Source organism: Komagataeibacter xylinus, from assembly GCF_004302915.1.
In the GTDB taxonomy this organism is placed as follows: domain Bacteria; phylum Pseudomonadota; class Alphaproteobacteria; order Acetobacterales; family Acetobacteraceae; genus Komagataeibacter; species Komagataeibacter xylinus_C.
In genome coordinates, this window is record NZ_QQBI01000029.1 from 1 (window position 1) to 17,674 (window position 17,674).

A 17,674-nucleotide genomic window follows, 5' to 3' on the forward strand; every position below is an offset into this window, starting at 1 on the left:
GAAAACCGCGGCATCCTTCCTCTCCGTCATCCTCATCGCGGCTACAGCAGAATATATCAAGGCCTAACAGGCCCTAGGGAAGGAAGCCCAATGATTAAATGAGTTAGGATCTATCCAGTAAGGGGTTACAAGATGTAAGTTCGGATCATGTAGGGGCCTAAGATGAGAAGGTATCGTCAACTGGACAAGGCGGCTCAATACACCTGAAAAGAAAGAGATTATAGTTCCGGTTAGAATAGATTTTCTATCATTGTATCGTTTGTCGTTGAACCATTCATAAAATATAGCAGCCATTAATATTGCAACAGTCATGCCATCGTATGTCAGGGAGATAAGTATCGCATTAATGAACTTACTTCTATCGGCGAATAAATTTAAAAAATTCTCTATGCTGTAATCTATATCTCGCATTTGGAATAAATTTAGAACGGTACATGAAAAAAACGCCATCATGCAAACCGTAAATATTGTACAATCATTCATTTTGCTATTGTGTTTCAAATTGTATTGATCTGGATGTTTATTAATGGTATTTTTCAATAATTTCTTCATTTTTATCTCCCAATTTTGTTTCTCTACATTTAGTAAATTATTTTGTCAATTTAATATTTAAATACAACTGTATCGAATTGTTTCTATACATCGATTATACATTAAATGAATTATTGCAATATTTATATATTTAATTTATATTATTAATATAATTTTTATATGAAATAAACACTATGCGATCGTCGATCTTGCCCCAAGGGCCATGTTGGCTGATTGGGGATATGATAGAGACAGTTTCCGTCAAGATCTGTTGGCGCACGGTATTGTACTGGTCTTTGTTAGAAGAACCTGATCATGCTAAAGGTGTGGGATATTTGTGGGGGAACGCCCACAATCATATAGATTTATAACGGTTTTATGCTGGTCATCTGAGCGTTTTAAGCTCGTATCAGGCGACCGACGCGACCATGAAGCATACGGAAGATTTCAGAGGATTGCGTTGAGCTGCGGATTGTCACGCACGCGCGTTGCGGGCGATCTGGGTATTGGAAAATCCAATCTGGGTAAATGGATAGTGGATTATCGTCCAAGTGAGCCGCCATCCGGGCAGCAGACTGATCTGGCCATCCGTGCCCTGGATATGACGGTGCGGCTGCGTGACCCGGTGCCCGGCTGCATTTTCCACTCCGGTCGTGGCAGCCAGTATGGCTTTCATGATTTCCAGAAAAAGCTGCTGGCCCATGGACTGCTGGCTTCAATATCCGGAAAAGGAAACTGTTTTGACAACACTGCTGTCGAAACGTTTTTCAAAAGCCTGAAGGCGGAATGGCTCTGGAGGCAGAGCTGGCCACCCCGCCGTCAGGCGACTGCCGCCATCTTTTCTGTATATCAAGGGTTTCTACAATCCACGTCATTCATATCTGGGCGGTATCAGCCTCCTCGCTTTTGAAGCAAGAGTGGCATAATCCATTTCCTGACCAGCATAAAACCGTCACAGGTCCTCTTTCAGTCTCTTTCACCCGCAGTCACACCGTAATGGTCAGCAAAATGCGCGCCGTCTGCACCCCAACTATAACTGTCTTTCGGGAAAGGCAGCATCTGATCGTTCCATGCTACCCACGCCCGTTTCAATCTATCAAACAGTTGGGGCTGCCGATCCTTCAGGTTGGCGCGTTCACGCGGGTCATTGACGACATCGAACAGGAATTCATTTTCATTTATTTTCAGGTATTTGTAGTTGCCCTCCAACTGGGCGCGCTGGCTTTGGATCTTGTAACGCCATGACAGCGTGCGCTCCTGTCTGGCTGTCGTATCGTGCAGCAGGGGCAGCAGGTTCATGCCATCGGTTGGAAAACTAGCATCCGGGGTAGCCCCTGCCGCTGCAAGAAAGGTCGGTAGCCAATCCATGGTGATGATAGCCTGATCCGTCTCGGAACCCGACGCAACCTGTCCTGGCCAGCGTAGTACAGCGGGCACCCGCAGGCCGCCTTCCAGCAGTTCGCCTTTCATGCCGGTAAAGGGCCAGGTGGCGGAGAAGCGTTCGCCCCCGTTATCACTGGTAAAGACGACGATCGTATTCTCATGCAGCCCGTTCTGGTCCAGCGCTGCCAGCACGCGCCCGATCTGTTCATCCATGGCCTGTACCATACGGCCATAGGTCTTCTGCGTGCCGCCATCATAATCGAATATGTGGCCCTTTAGCCGTTTTGATTCCGCCTCGTCCTCCGGTCCTTCCCATGGCCAGTGTGGCGCATTGAAATGCAGGCTCAGGAAAAACGGCTTTGGGCCCCTGCCATATTCATTAACCACGGAAACGGCTTCATTTCCCAGTAACCGGGTCAGATAGCCATGTTCATGAACCAGCTGGCTGTCTTTATAGAACTGGTCCTCTCCGGGGTGGCCCTGATGTGTGAAGTAATCCGCAGCGCCGCCCGCTATGCCATAAAAGTGGTCATATCCACTCTTTAATGGCCCGAAGGCAGGAGGACTGCCCAGATGCCATTTGCCCACCAGGGCGGTCCGGTAGCCTGCCCTGCGCAACTGTTCAGGCAGTGTTGGCAGCCCGGGGGGAAGCCCATGTGTCTTGCCAGCCGAAGCAATCGGCTCTTCCAGCCCGCAGGCGATCCTGTCCTGATAGCGACCTGTAATCAAAGCCGTGCGCGTAGCCGAGCAGACCGCTGAATTGGCATAGGCCCGCGTAATACGGATCCCTTCACTGGCGATCCGGTCGATGGACGGGGTTGTGAAGCCAGGATTGCCGAAGCAACTGACATCAGCATAACCAAGGTCATCAGCCAGGATGAAAATGATATTGGGCTGGCGATGTATGTCGGCCTGCGTAGCCTGCGCGTTGGACGATACCCCCAATGCGGTTCCCATACCCAATCCGGCGACGCCAGCCATAAATCCACGACGACTATATGTAAAATAAACCATCAAACTGATTCCACAATCACTATTTGTCTATATAACGATGTTTCATCACATAAACCACTATTCAACAAACGTAAATTGCATAATCATATAATCACAGCATATTCAGCGTGTATGCTTGCCAAAAATCAACGATACAAAATAGTGTAAATATCAGCGCAAGGGATATACAATGTTCCCAATCCAACCCCTGCTTTCCCTGCTGGGTGGCAGTCTGCTGCTTGTTTGTGCGAGCGTTCCGGCCATGATGACCCGCGCCCACGCAACCCCCAGCGTATTCCCCACGGGGGTGACGCAATATGCGCCGGACAGAACCTATAACAGTTTCATTCTTTTTTCGGGTGCGGACAACCATACGCACCTGATCGACATGGATGGTCATGAAGTCCATGCATGGCATCAGGCGGGATTTCCCTCCCGCTTTATCGATCCTGCCCTGTCGGGCGGTGAAAAAGGCCTGGTCGGAGTTCAGTTAACGGAAATTGCGGGAGATGGCACGCACAAGATCCCGGGCGCGGTTGCCGGTTTTCGCGATCGTACGTTCGGGTATGTCAACTGGCAGGGCAAGACGGTATGGGAATGGGGAATCGAGGCCCCCGGGGGGAATGCCCGTCAGCATCATGACTGGGTCAGGCTGCACGATGGTGGTTCGCTACTGCTTGCCAATCAGGACCGCCATCTTGCCGGTGCGCCCTCACCCGTGCTGGAGGATGTTATTTATGATGTGGCGGCGGACGGAAAAATCCGCTGGACATGGAAGGCAGGCGACCATCTGACGGAATTCGGCTTTACGCCCGAACAGTTGAAACTTGTCCTGCATGCTCCCTCGCCAGATTATCTCCATATCAACAATATGCAGTTGGTAGGCGATAACCACTGGTTCCGTGAAGGCGACACGCGCTTTGCGCCAGACAACATCATCATCGACTCCCGTCAGGCCAATTTCATAGCCATCATCGACCGCAAGAGTGGACGGATCGTATGGCGGCTTGGCCCGGACCTGCCCCAGCGTAACTTCAGGAAACCTTCCGTTCCCTATCCCGTGGACCAGTTTGTCGGCCAGCACGACGCACATCTGATTGCCGATGGCCTGCCGGGCGCGGGCAACCTGCTTGTATTCGACAATCAGGGAGAAGCAGGCTACCCGCCCCGCCCCTTGCAGACGACCGGGGGATCACGGATACTGGAAATCAATCCCGTTACGGCACAGGTGGTGTGGCAATATACCGGCGAGGATAGCGGCAATCCGCCATGGTCATTCTTCAGCAGCTTCATCAGTTCGGTGGACCGCCTGCCCAATGGCAATACGCTGATTGACGAAGGCATGAATGGCCGGTTCTTCCAGGTGACACCAGCGGGGGACATCGTGTGGGAATATGTCTCGCCTTTTTCTGGAAATACACCGTCCCAGGGTGGTACGCGGCCGACCCGGTCAAACTGGGTGTACCGTATCCAGCCCGTACCGTATGACTGGGCACCGGCGGGAACGCCACATACGCAAACCCCCGTCCGACCCGCAGCGCAGAAATAATCCGGAGGCGGAAGGGACTGCCGGGCAGTCCCTTCCGCCCATCATATCTGCGGATCGCCTATCCTGCCGCCCATGGCCTTTAACAGCAGCTGCCCGACCGGTCCTTTCAGGGCGGCAGGAGACAGATTGACCGGCTCGGTCCGGCGCGGGTCGTACGTTCCGGCCTGCACGGATGCTAGATAGGTTGCCGCGGCATGCGCGGCGAACAGGTTCAGTACTTCATCCACGCTATGGGGAACGTGCTTTTCGGTCAGGACGGTGCGGACGGCAGCGCGCAGGCTGGCCGATCCCGTCTGCCGACCATAGGTCGCGGTTGTAAGGGCGGCGAGGCCTGCGACCGGATCATCCGGGCTGGCAATGCTGCGTGCAAGCCAGGGCGTGGCATAGGCGGAGCGTTTTCCATCGAGCAGAATCTCGGCATGCACGGCCTTGATGACCGGCAGGGGTTCGGTCCGGAATGCGGCCTCCACTTCTGCTACCGTTGCGGCATCCAGTTGCGGACTCAGCACAAGCAGGCCCGTTGCGGCCCAGTAGCGGATTACAGGGTTGCTATCCTGCATCCGCTTTACAAACAGTGGAACACTGGCGGGGTCACGCGCAATGACCCGGGCGCTCAGTTCCAGCAGGTCGGATAATGGATAGGCGCCGACCGCGCGACTTTGCGCGTATCCTTCCATGCCCAGCCCTTCGATGAGGAAAGCATTGTCATTAAGGGCGATCATTTCCTGATCCAGCAGCCCGCGCAACGTGACCAGCACCGCCTGCTGGTCACGATGAGCTGCAAGATTATGGATCTGGTGGGGATCAGCCCTGATATCATATAGTTCTTCTGCCGGTTTTTCCCGCCAGAAGGCGGCCTGCAGGGTGTTCAGTCGACCTGCGCGCCATTCTTCTTCCCATGATTGATAGCCCCTGCCTCCCCATTCGTAGTTATTATGCTGCCCATATATGCGGTGCGGCATGTAGTTGCGGATATAGCGGTACTGGCTGGTGCGGATGGAACGCATCAGATCCTGCCGTTCATCCATGCGGTTGCGTCCGCTGAATACGTACTGTCGTGCTGGCGCGATCTTGTGTCCGACAAACGCACGGCCCTGCATGACTGGTGGAACAGGTGCGCCGGCCAGTGAAAGGGTGGATGGCGCCAGATCAAGCAGACTGATGAGGTCCGCGCAGGGCCTGCCTGCTGGCCGGTGCGCCAGATGCCTGTATTTACGTGGAAAATAGGCGATGAACGGGACATGCAGGCCCCCATCGTAGCAATAGCGTTTGGTGCGTGGCAGTACGCCCCCGTGATCCGCCAGAAAGAAAATGACTGTATCCTCGGTCAGCCCATCCTGCCGCAACTCGTCAAGGATATGGGCAACCGCCTTGTCCTGCCGGTTTACCATATCAATATTCCGGGCAATCGCATCACGCACATCCGGTGTATCGGGCAGGTATGGTGGCACCGTAACGCTGTGTGGGTCCGTTATGGTGGGTGTTGTCTCGAACAGGTGGGATTCATGCGTGATCAGGTAATTATAGACCGAAAAAAACGGCCTGCCCTTCGGCCTGTTGCGCCAGTGCGCCGTAATCGAGCAGTCATCCCATATGGCCTGAGGGTCAAGGTCACAGTTATAATCGGTAAAGACATTATTGGTGCAGTAATATCCTGCCTGCTGCATATGTTCCGGCAGGCTTTGGATGTGTCCTGCCACCTTTGCTACGGCCCGCATGTTTTCTGCCGGCCCCCAGCTTTGCGGATGAATGCCCGTTATTAACGAGAACCGTGATGGCGCGCAGACAGGCGTCGTGGCATGGACGTTGTCAAAACGAATGCCGTCATGTGCAAGTGCATCAATAGTGGGGGTGCGTGCCAGCGGATTGCCATAGCAGCCGATAAGGGGCGCATGAATGTCGTGACATACGATCCATATGATATTCGGCTTTCTTGCGGGCGTCGCGTATCCCTTTTTCGTGGTAAGGAGGGCTGTGCCCGCACCCGATGCCGCGGCAAGGACATGCCGTCGTCTTATGCTTTTCATGACGATTTTTTTCTCTTTTTATGGATGGGGCCTGAATGGGCGCCCTATCGGTCGAATACGCAGCGAAAACCGATATGCGATGTGCTGCTGTCCGCTGTCGTACGCGTGCGGGCAGACAGGCGGTAGCGGTTACAGTAACTGGCATGACACAGGAACGAGCCGCCACGGATCACATGTTCCGTGGTGGTGTCCGCCTGACCGGCAGGGCGGCCCGGGCTGCTTTTTACGGGCGGCAGGTCAGGACGCGCCGGATCGGTTGACCATGTATCCGTGCACCATTCCCATACGTTTCCCACGACTTCGTACAGGCCGAGCGTATTAGGCGGAAAACTTTTAACCGGCGCGGTTCCCCGAAAGCCATCTTCGCCCAGGTCGATATCAGGAAAGACACCCTGCCAGATATTGCATAGATGCTGTCCCTGCGGCGTCAGTTCATTTCCCCATGGGTAAAGCCGGTCATCATCATGGCCGCCCCGTGCGGCTGCTTCCCACTCCGCCTCCCTTGGCAGGCGTCCGCCCGCCCAGGCGGCATAGGCGCACGCATCATGCCACGAAACATGCACGACGGGATGGTCCGGCCGCGCGGCCACATGTGATCCCCGGCCCTCAGGGTGCCGCCAGCATGCCGTTTTCAACGGTACCCACCATGGCACCCCCGGCACCTGGCCGGACCGGATAAGGCGTCGCGCCCGGGCCGGTACGAAAAGAGAGAACACAAATGACCAGCCATACCGCTCCGCATCCGTGACATATCTCGTTGCGGACACAAAGCGGGCAAACTCCCGATTGGTGACGGTAGTCGTCATGATGGAGAAAGCATCCAGCGTTACATGCCTGACAGGTCCCTCGGCATCAGCACGATGGGCTTCGGGGCTTTCGCTGCCGATACGGTAATGTCCCGGAGGGAGCCGTACGATCTCATGCCCCCCGGCAGCACCTGTTCCTGTCGCCAGTCCGGTAGTGCCAGCCTGCGCGGCGGCCTCCCCGGCGCTGTCCCGCGCCATGGCGGGCACGCAGCATGATTTCTTTATGTGGTTATCCTGCATTGATAGGCCCCGCCTATATATATTCAGGCGAAGAAACCCGACCTGTCATAAAATACTGTTGAAACCCGGATACAATGTCGGGATGGTGGTGCGCGATATCCTGGCTTTCCGATGGATCGGTCTCAAGGTCATACAGCGCGATGTTGCTGGTTTTCACCGGTCGGACCGCTTTCCATCTTCCCTTGCGGGCCGCCTGCCAGAAGGAGGGCTCATAAGTCTCCCAGTAAAGGAAACGCTCGGGCATGGGGTTCTGGTGCAACAGGGCCGGTGTCAGGTCAATTCCGTTCACATCGTGCAGGGAGGGACCAGCGTTCCCGGAAAGGGTAAGCGCGGTCGGCAGGAAATCCGGATGATAGGCAGGAACAGAACTTATGCTGCCTGCCGGGATATGGCCGGGCCATGACACAAGCAGGGGCACACGCAGGCCACCTTCATACAGATCCCGCTTGTAGCCACGCAGGTTGCCGTGGGAATTGAAGAATTCGGCAACTTCCGTCTGTTCTGCCGTCGGTTCGGAGCGCGGACCATGATCGGAGGAAAAAAAGATAATGGTATCATCACGCAGTCCGGTCGCTGTAAGGGTTTCCAGGATATTCCCTACCCCGTCATCCAGAAAGCCGATCATTGCCGCGTAATTTTTTTCATATTCGCCCCACGGCATACCGGCATAACGCGCCTGAGTGGGCGTGACATGCGGGCTGTGAGGCGCATTGTAGGCAACTGTCAGGAAAAAGGGCCTGTCACGCGAATGTCGGATATACTCACACGCCTGCGCGGTGCAGATATCTGTCTCATAGACCGCCTGATGGCCATTTTCATTATCCGCTATGGCATGCAGTGTCGTGCCGTCATACCAACGTGTCGGGAAATATCCCTGTGTTGCTTCAGTCTGGGTCAGCCAGCCATGGAATTCATCAAAACCATGACTGGTCGGAACCGCTTCACGATCATATCCATCCAGATGCCACTTCCCTACCAGCGCCGTGGCGTAACCACCTTGCCGCAGGTATGACGCAACTGTCTTTTCATGCGGTCGCAGTCCCATGCGGCGCACCTGTTCGTGGCCCCGCCATCCAACCCGGCCGCCCTGCAGCGCAAAATTGTCCCGTATGGTTGCATGCCCCATGTCCTTTCCGGTCATGAGTGCGCAGCGTGAGGGAGAACAGACGGGCGCCCCCCCGTAGGCTGCGTCAAAGCGCATGCCGGATGCTGCCAGTGCATCAATGTTGGGTGTATGGATTTTTGTCTGTCCGTAACATCCCAGATCATGAACGCCCAAGTCATCGGCAATGATATAGATGATATTGGGGCGGGCCAGCGTTGGGATACGGTCTTCGTGTGCATATGCCCCTTTGCGCAGGAATGATGTCACCATTCCTGCCGCAGTAGCACCCAGCAGGGCGCGTCTGCCAATACTGAAATCTGTTTTCATGATTGGTCCCACATATATGGAATATATTTTTATTTTATAATGACTTTAATAATGGGCTTTTACGATAAACCCGAAATTGATGGGCTGGGTAACATAGGCATAATAGGCACCTGTCGATACGCTACTCTGTATAATCTGGGTGATATGGCGGACATCTGTTGCATTGTTGATGAATGCATCCAGTTCCCACGGCATATTATGCGGGCGGATGCCAAAATTCAGGTTTAGCGTTCCATAGCCAGGTACCCACCCGTATGATGAATTGGTTGCCGTGGTATTGATGTCGGTACTGTAGGTATAGCTTCCGCCTGCTATACCATCCCACTGCTTCAGGCCGATAAACCCGAGGTTGTGATAATACTGAACAGATGCGGAGATAGCCCATCGTGGGTCAAATGGCACACGGGAGCCGGTCAGGCTGTACTGTCCGGAATAATTGACTTCAGGCGGCCCGCCAGCATTATTGAACGAAGTAAATTCAGCATCATTGTATGCGACCGATATATTGGTCGCCAGGTTTGCTATCGGGTTGTAATGCACATCCAGTTCAGCGCCGCGAACGCGAACGGCCTTCGCGTTGCCCAGATAGGAAATCAGACTACCCTGATAATACCCTACCTGCGTGACCTGATAGTTATGATCATTCATCTGGTAAAGGGCGCCGCTTATCAGAAGGCGGTTGGAGAGCAGGTTAACCTTGCTGCCAACCTCAAACGCGTCCTCGGTTTCCTTGCCAACATTGGGTGTCGCGCCCGTAGGCAGGTTGGCGAGATTCAGTCCCCCTGATTTGGCCCCACGTGAATACCGTCCATAAACCATCATATGGTCATTCAGATGATAATTCAGGACAAACTGCCCCGTGACAAACCCGTTATCATGATGGGCGCTGTACGCACGGGCTACCCCCAGCGTATTATATAATGCAGCCCGCGTCGCTGCGGGCAGCAAGGAGGAATCAAGGTCCGAAGGGGCGACCTGCGTTAACGAATAGTTCCCTAGTTTTGTCTCATATGTATAGCGCACGCCCGTAATGACATCGAGCCTGGATGTCGGGTGCCAGGTTGAATTTGCAAATAGCGCATAAGAATTTGTTGTAATCTGGCCATACGAACTGGTGGCGTATCCTGTCAGCGCATTATTTACAGCCGCGCTATTGCCCAGGCCGTACCATTCGGCCGCCTGGGATCCGTACAGGGTCTGGCCCGGCACATTATCTTCCTGCCACATGTAAAAACCGCCGACTGTCCAGTCCGCTATGTTTCTCCATTTGCCACTGGCCCGCAATTCCTGGGTGAACTGCCGTTCGTTGACCTTCTGGTTGGTATTGCGGATCACGTCAGCCTGTGTCTGGTCACCATCATTGTGGGGCCACCAGTTCCACGCACGATAGGCCGTGATGGACGTCAGCCTGACGCCACGGAGTCGCCAGTCAATCTGGGCAGACAGGCCCATATCTTCCTGATCGGCATCACTGAGACTGTCCTGGTTCACGCTATACGGCGCATTGGAGGGAGCCATGGGGGTAATGCCCACCTGGGCCGCGCGCGCATACAGGTTGTTTGCTATAGGCGCCCCATTATTTTTTGTCGTAAGCACCCTGTACAGACCGGCAGCGCAGCAGTTCTCACGCATATGCGCATAATCGGCAATGAAACGGACCGACAGGTTCTCCGTGGGGGTATATAGCAGTTGGGCCCGAACCGATCGGTTGGTTGACCCGTTCAGGTTCCCGCCGCCATCACGGTTTGTGACCCAGCCGCTATTGCTCAACCCGGTTCCGCTGACACGCAGGGCCAGCTTATCCTTGATAAGTGGCGTATTGAACCCAATACGCCAGCGGGCGTAATTGTAATTCCCGACGCCAGCCTCGCCGTATATCTGCCGTTTGAACGTCGGTGCCGCTGTTGTAAGGTTAATGGAACCTGCAGTCGTGCTGATGCCGCTTTCAGTGCCGGTTGGTCCCCGCATGACGGTAATGCCATCCAGATCCGCAATATCCGATAACGCCGTGCCGGGACGCGGGCGATAGACCCCATCCACATAGACGCCTACCCCACCCTCAAGGCCATCCGTAGGCGCAGTGCCAGCAGCGCCAAGGCCACGGATATTGATGGTTGTATTACGCGGATTACTGATGTTCAACTGAACGGTCGGCAACAGCCTGGTCGCCTGCGGCAGTGCTGTAATGTGTTCGGCTGCCAGTTCCTTTGCATCAACGCGTGACGCGGCCTGCGGAACCTTCTGTAGTGCGCGTGTTTCCTTGTCGATGGATCGGGCAGCGCGTGTGGTCGGTGAAACCGTTACGTGGATACGTTCCGATTTCACCGCATTCACGCCCTCTTCTGCATTCCCGCTCTGGCTACGTGGCTGCGCACGACCGGGGCCTGGCCTGACCACAGGGTGGCTGTCAGAACTCTGGGCGCAGGCTCCACCATCAGCAATTCCCGCCACCCCCAGTATGAGCACGGAGCCAAAATAAAATTTCTTCATTTTTTCGATTTCTCTGGAACCGGAGAAGGAAACCGTAGTTCAGTGCCTCTCGATCCATCTTTTTAGAGCATATATATCAGTCGATAAGCATGTTTTTTATTTTCTACAGATAAAAGTTTTATGCTCTTTTCTGCATCCATGCATGCCGATGCGATAATTTATTATCCGCATTTTTCCATTATTCCATATTTCATGGTATATTGGCGTCTCTGTGGAATAGAATCACCGATATGCCCTGCCCTGCGTCATGAAGAAATCCACACATGGTGCAGTCATGCTGAAAATAACCGGGCCCCGGTCAATCCGCTGGCAGGGCCCGGCTGGAACGACCGTCCAGGCTGACCGGTACATCGCCCCTGACCGTAACACGCCGGACAATCCTGGGCTGGCTGCCGTAGTCGTCAACCGCCCGGTGCTGCGTTGCCTGGTTATCCCAGATGGCAATATCCCCTTCAGACCATTTCCAACGGACCGTATTGTCAAGACTGGTGATGTGTGACTGGAAAATCTCGAAGAGATGGCGGCTGTCAGGCGCATTCAGGCCATCGAATTTCTGGAAGAAATGACCAAGCACGAGATTGGCCTCGCCCGTAACCGGATGCCTGCGCACCACCGGGTGCAAGGTGCGGTAAGCGGTGGATGTAAAGACCCGATGGTACTCACGCGCGGAGTCCGGCACATGGCTCCGGCGGGCGGCATAATCATGGTTGTTTGTATGGATGGCCCAGAGCTGGTCTGCCAGGTTCCGCAGCGGAAGCGGCAGGTCATTGTAAGCGGTGGCAGTATTGGCCCAGACCGTATCCCCTCCAACGACCGGTATGACGACCCCGCGCAGAATGGATATTTTCGGATAATCGGGCACGAAAGTAACGTCTGTATGCCAGCTTGCCGCGCGGGTCCCGCGCGCGCTGTCCAGATCCAGTATCCCACTCGTTCCCTTCAGTGAAGGTACGGTCGGGTGCGGCACAAGATCCCCGAAGCGGCGCCCCAGCGCTTCCTGTCCGTTTTCATCCAGGTGCTGCTGCCCGCGGAAGAAAATCACCTTGTGCTTGTACAGCAGGTCTTCGATATGACTGAAGATCCCTGAAGGCAGGTCCGCCGACAGGCGGACACCCTCGATCACGGCACCAATCCGGCCGGCAAGAGGCGTTACGCTCAGCTGGGCGCTCTGCGAATCACTATTTTCCGAAGTGGTACCGAATCCGATTCTCGACATTTCATTCACTCCTTATGGTGATTAACCCTGGCATACGATGAAATTCCGGTCAATTAATTACGCTATAAAGAGTCATAATAAATTAACCACGTATTTGTGAGTCATTTATGGAGCGGGAATGGCCTGCGTGGAAAAGCACGCAGGCGTGAAGTCCTCCGTTGGGCTTCATCCTAACTTAATTCGTCATAAATAACTGTTTTATAATGGTTATTTCCAGGAGTTGATTTACGAGCCCTACTCCTTCCGGGCTGACATCAGCCATTTTCTGACGAGTCTGTACCGGATTAAGTGGCATTAAACACTTTGAATTTTGGTGCATAACAATTTCCACGAATCGGGATATGTAAATTTCATTGACACTTTCTGTTTGATTAAACTAACAACGATTTCAGAGAGTGGTTTTCGGAGTATGCACTCATGTCCGACATCGTTTTTCAGTCCGTCTGCAAAATTTTTCCCGCCGTCCCTGCCCGCAAGGGAGAAAGGGATTACACGGTCCTGCATGACGTTTCCCTCAACATTCGGGCTGGTGAGTTCATGTGCCTTGTCGGACCCAGCGGATGCGGGAAATCGACCCTGCTTGATCTGATGGCGGGGCTTGATTTTCCGACTGACGGAACGATTCTCATCGATGGCGAACCCATAAAGGGCCCCGCCGCCAGCCGCAGCGTCGTATTCCAGCAATATGCCCTCATGCCGTGGCTTTCGGCCCTGCAGAACGTGGAATTCGCTCTGGAAGCAGCAGGGGTGCCACGGAACAGGCGCCGTGAGCGGGCGCTGGCCTATCTGCGGCTGGTTGGCCTGTCTGATTTCGCGCATCGTCGGCCTGACCAGCTTTCAGGCGGCATGAAACAGCGCGTCGCGATTGCCCGCAGCCTTTCTGTCGAGCCGCGGGTGCTGCTGATGGACGAGCCCTTTGGCGCGCTGGATGCCCAGACACGCGAGGGCCTGCAGGATGAACTTCTGCGTCTGTGGCACCAGTCCCGGCAGACCATCGTATTCATAACGCACGATATTGATGAGGCACTGTATCTGGGCCAACGGGTTGCCATCATGACCCGTAATCCCGGCCACATTGCCGAAATCATTGATGTCCCTTTCTCGGCCCGCCGCATGGAGACGAATGTGCGTCGCCTGCCTGAATTCAGCGCCCTGCGCCACCAGATCTGGCGGAAACTCAAGCCTGATGCCTTACCGCCCGGTACCTATCATTAAGGACGTGTTCCATGTCTTCCCCGGCCCAGACATTTACTGCTTCTTCCAGGTCCGTGCAGGCGCAGGCCCGTGATGCTGGCGCAATGGCGCGAAGGTCAGTGCAGATAACGGCGCAACTGCTCAAGTACACGCTGGCCCCGGCACTGTTTGTGCTGACATGGGAAATGCTGCCTCGGCTGGGTATCGTAAACCCGGTTTTCTTTCCGCCCTTTTCGCGGGTTGCGCAGGCCGGGTGGCATCTTACCGTAACGGGTGTCCTGCCACGTAACGCCTGTGCCAGCATCATGCGCGCGGTTACGGGTCTATGTCTTGCAACTGTTATTGCCGTGCCGCTGGGCATGCTGATCAGCGCCAGCCGTACCGTGTCCGACATGCTTTCCCCCCTGCTGGAGGCATTTCGCAATACAGCCCCACTGGCGCTGCTTCCGGTCATTACGCTTGTGCTCGGTATTGGTGAGGTCTCCAAGGTAACCATGGTGGTTTATGCCGCGTTCTGGCCCATACTGCTTAACACCATATCTGGTGTCCGGGGGGTTGATCCCGTCATTATCAAGGCCGGACGCGCAATGGGCCTGTCGCCTGCCAACCTGCTGCTGCGCATCACACTGCCAGCAACGTTGCCCACCATCTTTACCGGGGTGCGTCTTGCGCTGGCCGCAACATTTCTCGTGCTCATTGCGGCGGAAATGGTCGGTGCGCGTGCCGGGTTGGGATATTACCTCAATGTAGCACAGGCCAATTTCCAGATTCCTGAAATGTATGCCGGGATTCTGGCGCTTTCCGGATTGGGCCTCCTGTCGAACGGACTGCTGTTCTGGGCGGGCGTCCGGTTGCGGATTGTACAATGGAGAAACGTGAAGTGATCGGTCGTCGTCTTTTTCTGGGCGGCGCGACTGCGGGGCTGCTGGTGCCGTCCGTGCATGCCAGGGCGGATGAAGCCCTGCGCACGCCGCTACGCTATCAGGGGTGGCCGGGGCGTGTCTCCTTTCCCGAACTGGCGCAGGATCTTGGCTACATGGGGCCGGTCAGGCTCGAATGGGTAGGCAACACCATAAGTGGCCCGCAGGACATACAGGCAGTGATCACCCGCGATGTGGATTTTGGCCTGGCCTTTAACGGGGCGGTCCTGAAAATGATTGCATACGGTGCCCCGGCCCGCGCCGTTATCGCTGCATCTGGCGCAACGCAGGCGGAATCCGCCGAACTGTTTGTGCTGCAAAGCAGCCCGATATCCAGCGCATCTGGCCTGCGCGGGCGGAGTGTTGGCGTCAATGTGGTCGGAGCGGAACTGGAGGTCAGCCTCGACCATTATCTGCAGAAGGCGGGACTGGGCAATGTGGATGATGCCGGGATAACCCTGGTGCCGCTCCCCCCGGTCGCCATGGAAGGGGCGCTGCGCATGGGCCGGATCGATGCCGCATTCACGGCGCCACCATGGGGGGACATGCTGCGGACACGGGGTGGCGTCAGGTCGGTTTTTTCGGAATATGATGTCTATGGCGACCAGATCATGTCCACCTATGTCATGCGCGATACTTTCCTGCAAAAGTACCCACGCACGGCGCGATATTTCATATCCGGCACGGCCCGCGCGATTGAATGGGCACGCAGCGCACCGAGGCAGGAGGTGATTGCCCGGGCCAAGGCAATCGTCAGCACACGCGGCCGTGGTGAGAACACATCGCCACTGGATTACTGGAAAACACCCGGAATCCCTACGCAGGGCGGAATGCTTACGGAGCGTTCCTTTACTGTATTTCAGGACTGGTACGTAAAAAATGGCAGCCCTGAATTGAAGGAAATAAATATAAATAAAATATATGACAATAGTTTCAACTGTTACGACACCTGATTTTCTTCTCCATCATGCTGCCTGGCACCTTTTGTAATAAGGTATGAAAAATTGGTCATGACACGATCAACCACCCGCCGTAGCCTTTTCAGGGCATCTCTTGGCGCCGGAGCGGCCATGGCGCTCCGTCCGGTACGGGCATGGGCCGCCACCGGCCTGCTGAATGTATCCTACGATCCGACACGGGAGCTCTATCAGGACATTGACCGCAGCTTTTCCGCCGCATGGGCGCGGCAGCATGTAGGCGCACCGGTACAGATCCGTACTTCCCATGGCGGCTCAGGCGCACAGGCCCGCTCCGTGCTGGAAGGCGCGCCCGCCGATATCGTGACCCTTGGCCTGGCCTATGATATCGACATCCTGGCCCAGAACGGCCTGCTCGCGCCGGACTGGCAAAAGCGCCTGCCCCATAATTCCACCCCGTTTACCAGCACGATCGTGTTCCTGGTGCGCAAGGGTAACCCGAAGAACATTCACGACTGGCCAGACCTGATCCGTGATGATGTGCAGGTCATCACGCCCAACCCCAAAACGTCCGGCGGGGCCCGATGGAACTATCTTGCCGCATGGGGATGGGCGCTGCGCCAGCCCGGCGGCACACCCGATAAGGCGCGTGATTACCTGAAAACCCTGTTTGCCCATGTGCCGGTGCTTGATACCGGCGCGCGCGGCGCCACCAACAGCTTTGTCCAGCGCGGGCTGGGAGATGTACTGCTGGCGTGGGAGGACGAGGCCCTTCTGGCCACGCGCGACATCGGGCCGGACAAATTCGATATTGTCGTGCCTCCCCTGACCATTCTGGCCGAGCCTCCTGTCGCGGTTGTCGACCGCAACGTGAAGGCCCACGGCACGGCGGAAATCGCTCAGGCCTATGTGGAATACCTGTTCAGCGAGGAAGGGCAGAAGATCGGGGGGAAACACTATTTCCGGCCCGTAAACCCGACCATTCTGGCGGCCTTCCATGACCGCTTCGCCACGACCGATACCTTTGATATCGCAAGTCTTGGCGGGTGGGGCACGGTGCAGAAACAGCATTTTGCCGATGGCGGCATATTCGACAGTATTTACACGAAATGACGGCATATCTTTCACGCCGGCTGGGGCTGCCGCGCAGGCAGCGCGATCCCCTGCCCGGCTTCGGGCTGGGGCTGGGGCTGACACTGTTCTGGCTTGGCACGCTTGTGCTCCTGCCGCTGCTGGCGCTGGTATCGCGCCCGTGGCAAGAGGGGCTGCATCGTGGCCTGCTCGCCTTTGCCCATGCGGCACATGATGGGCGGATACTGTCCGCCCTGTGGGTCAGCTTCGGTTCCGCCGTTCTTGCGGCCCTGTTCGACCTGGTGCCTGGCGTGCTGATTGCCTGGGCGCTTGTGCGTAGCGATATTCCCGGCCGGCGCATTATCGACATGCTGGTGGAACTGCCCTTTGCCCTGCCCACCGCCGTGGTAGGGATCACCATGGCCACGCTATATGGCCCGACAGGCTGGTTCGGCGCGCCGCTGGCCAGGCTGGGAGTGCACATTGCCTATAGCCGGACCGGCATCGTGCTCGCCCTCATGTTTATCGGGCTGCCCTTTATCGTGCGGACCGTCGCACCGGTTCTGCGCAACCTGCCAGCCGATGTGGAAGAAGCCGCCGCGATATTGGGGGCCAGCCGTGCGCAGGTTCTGCTGCGTATCGTGCTGCCTGCGCTCCATCCCGCGCTGGTTACGGCATTCGGCATGGCCTTTGCCCGTGGCATCGGGGAATATGGTTCGGTTATCTTCATAGCGGGCAACCAGCCCTTCCATACCGAAATCGCACCCCTGCTGGTTGTCATCCGCCTGCAGGAGTATGACACGACGGGCGCGACCCTGATCGGGTTCGTGCTTGTTGCGGTCTCGCTGCTGTCCCTTGCCGGCATAAGCCTTGTCCGCCGCCGGCTGTCCCGTGGCGTCGGGTAA

The 17,674-nt window shown here is 55.9% G+C and carries 12 protein-coding genes and 1 pseudogene; 7 read left to right on the forward strand and 6 right to left on the reverse strand.

The features are described from left to right. Positions 1–1,108: 1,108 nt before the first annotated feature. Positions 1,109–1,457: pseudogene (locus DV027_RS13480) on the forward strand (IS3 family transposase); the annotation flags it as partial. A 40-nt stretch (positions 1,458–1,497) separates the two neighbouring features. Here DV027_RS13480 and DV027_RS13485 read toward each other — a convergent pair. Next, positions 1,498–2,928 carry a sulfatase family protein gene (locus tag DV027_RS13485; protein WP_130732540.1) on the reverse strand — a complete coding sequence of 477 codons (1,431 nt, stop codon included), beginning with the start codon at positions 2,926–2,928 and terminating at the stop codon, positions 1,498–1,500. A gap of 169 nt (positions 2,929–3,097) precedes the next feature. On the opposite strand from DV027_RS13485, the gene DV027_RS13490 reads away from it, so the two are divergent. Next, positions 3,098–4,456: an aryl-sulfate sulfotransferase gene (locus DV027_RS13490; RefSeq protein ID WP_130732515.1), complete on the forward strand. Its 1,359-nt coding sequence runs from the start codon at positions 3,098–3,100 to the stop codon at positions 4,454–4,456. A gap of 41 nt (positions 4,457–4,497) precedes the next feature. Here the strand turns inward: DV027_RS13490 and DV027_RS13495 are convergent, their stop codons facing one another. The 5 genes from DV027_RS13495 to DV027_RS13515 all read right to left on the reverse strand — a co-directional run bounded on the left by DV027_RS13495 (position 4,498) and on the right by DV027_RS13515 (position 12,667). After that, positions 4,498–6,483, reverse strand: coding sequence for a sulfatase family protein (locus DV027_RS13495; RefSeq protein WP_130732516.1), 1,986 nt, complete (start codon positions 6,481–6,483; stop codon positions 4,498–4,500). 44 nt (positions 6,484–6,527) lie between these two features. Further along, a complete protein-coding gene (locus DV027_RS13500; protein WP_130732517.1) occupies positions 6,528–7,529 on the reverse strand; it encodes a formylglycine-generating enzyme family protein in 1,002 nt (333 codons plus the stop codon). A gap of 13 nt (positions 7,530–7,542) precedes the next feature. Beyond that, a complete protein-coding gene (locus tag DV027_RS13505; protein ID WP_130732518.1) occupies positions 7,543–8,961 on the reverse strand; it encodes an arylsulfatase in 1,419 nt (472 codons plus the stop codon). Between the two features lie 45 nt (positions 8,962–9,006). After that, positions 9,007–11,451, reverse strand: coding sequence for a TonB-dependent receptor (locus tag DV027_RS13510; RefSeq protein WP_130732519.1), 2,445 nt, complete (start codon positions 11,449–11,451; stop codon positions 9,007–9,009). Positions 11,452–11,749: 298 nt separating this feature from the next. After that, positions 11,750–12,667 (reverse strand): TauD/TfdA dioxygenase family protein, encoded by a 918-nt coding sequence (locus DV027_RS13515; RefSeq protein ID WP_130732520.1) that lies wholly within the window; start codon positions 12,665–12,667, stop codon positions 11,750–11,752. Positions 12,668–13,084: 417 nt separating this feature from the next. Between DV027_RS13515 and DV027_RS13520 the strand changes: the two genes are divergently transcribed. The 5 genes from DV027_RS13520 to cysT all read left to right on the forward strand — a co-directional run bounded on the left by DV027_RS13520 (position 13,085) and on the right by cysT (position 17,674). Further along, complete coding sequence (locus DV027_RS13520) at positions 13,085–13,882, forward strand: ABC transporter ATP-binding protein (RefSeq protein WP_130732521.1); 798 nt, start codon at positions 13,085–13,087, stop codon at positions 13,880–13,882. Between the two features lie 83 nt (positions 13,883–13,965). Beyond that, positions 13,966–14,745: an ABC transporter permease gene (locus tag DV027_RS13525; protein WP_130732522.1), complete on the forward strand. Its 780-nt coding sequence runs from the start codon at positions 13,966–13,968 to the stop codon at positions 14,743–14,745. Beyond that, the gene (locus tag DV027_RS13530; protein WP_130732523.1) at positions 14,727–15,734 is read left to right on the forward strand and encodes an ABC transporter substrate-binding protein; all 1,008 of its coding nucleotides are present in this window, start codon (positions 14,727–14,729) and stop codon (positions 15,732–15,734) included. Before DV027_RS13525 ends, DV027_RS13530 begins: the two co-directional genes overlap by 19 nt. A gap of 57 nt (positions 15,735–15,791) precedes the next feature. Next, on the forward strand, positions 15,792–16,811 hold the full coding sequence (locus tag DV027_RS13535; RefSeq protein ID WP_130732524.1) for a sulfate ABC transporter substrate-binding protein: 1,020 nt from the start codon (positions 15,792–15,794) through the stop codon (positions 16,809–16,811). Beyond that, positions 16,808–17,674: a sulfate ABC transporter permease subunit CysT gene (gene cysT / locus DV027_RS13540; protein WP_130732525.1), complete on the forward strand. Its 867-nt coding sequence runs from the start codon at positions 16,808–16,810 to the stop codon at positions 17,672–17,674. Before DV027_RS13535 ends, cysT begins: the two co-directional genes overlap by 4 nt.

Bases quoted from the DNA above. Each gene is read 5' to 3' on its own strand.
- DV027_RS13485 (WP_130732540.1), bottom strand. From the start codon at position 2,928: ATGGTTTATTTTACATATAGTCGTCGTGGATTTATGGCTGGCGTCGCC.
- DV027_RS13490 (WP_130732515.1), top strand. From the start codon at position 3,098: ATGTTCCCAATCCAACCCCTGCTTTCCCTGCTGGGTGGCAGTCTGCTG.
- DV027_RS13495 (WP_130732516.1), bottom strand. From the start codon at position 6,483: ATGAAAAGCATAAGACGACGGCATGTCCTTGCCGCGGCATCGGGTGCG.
- DV027_RS13500 (WP_130732517.1), bottom strand. From the start codon at position 7,529: ATGCAGGATAACCACATAAAGAAATCATGCTGCGTGCCCGCCATGGCG.
- DV027_RS13505 (WP_130732518.1), bottom strand. From the start codon at position 8,961: ATGAAAACAGATTTCAGTATTGGCAGACGCGCCCTGCTGGGTGCTACT.
- DV027_RS13510 (WP_130732519.1), bottom strand. From the start codon at position 11,451: ATGAAGAAATTTTATTTTGGCTCCGTGCTCATACTGGGGGTGGCGGGA.
- DV027_RS13515 (WP_130732520.1), bottom strand. From the start codon at position 12,667: ATGTCGAGAATCGGATTCGGTACCACTTCGGAAAATAGTGATTCGCAG.
- DV027_RS13520 (WP_130732521.1), top strand. From the start codon at position 13,085: ATGTCCGACATCGTTTTTCAGTCCGTCTGCAAAATTTTTCCCGCCGTC.
- DV027_RS13525 (WP_130732522.1), top strand. From the start codon at position 13,966: ATGGCGCGAAGGTCAGTGCAGATAACGGCGCAACTGCTCAAGTACACG.
- DV027_RS13530 (WP_130732523.1), top strand. From the start codon at position 14,727: ATGGAGAAACGTGAAGTGATCGGTCGTCGTCTTTTTCTGGGCGGCGCG.
- DV027_RS13535 (WP_130732524.1), top strand. From the start codon at position 15,792: ATGACACGATCAACCACCCGCCGTAGCCTTTTCAGGGCATCTCTTGGC.
- cysT (WP_130732525.1), top strand. From the start codon at position 16,808: ATGACGGCATATCTTTCACGCCGGCTGGGGCTGCCGCGCAGGCAGCGC.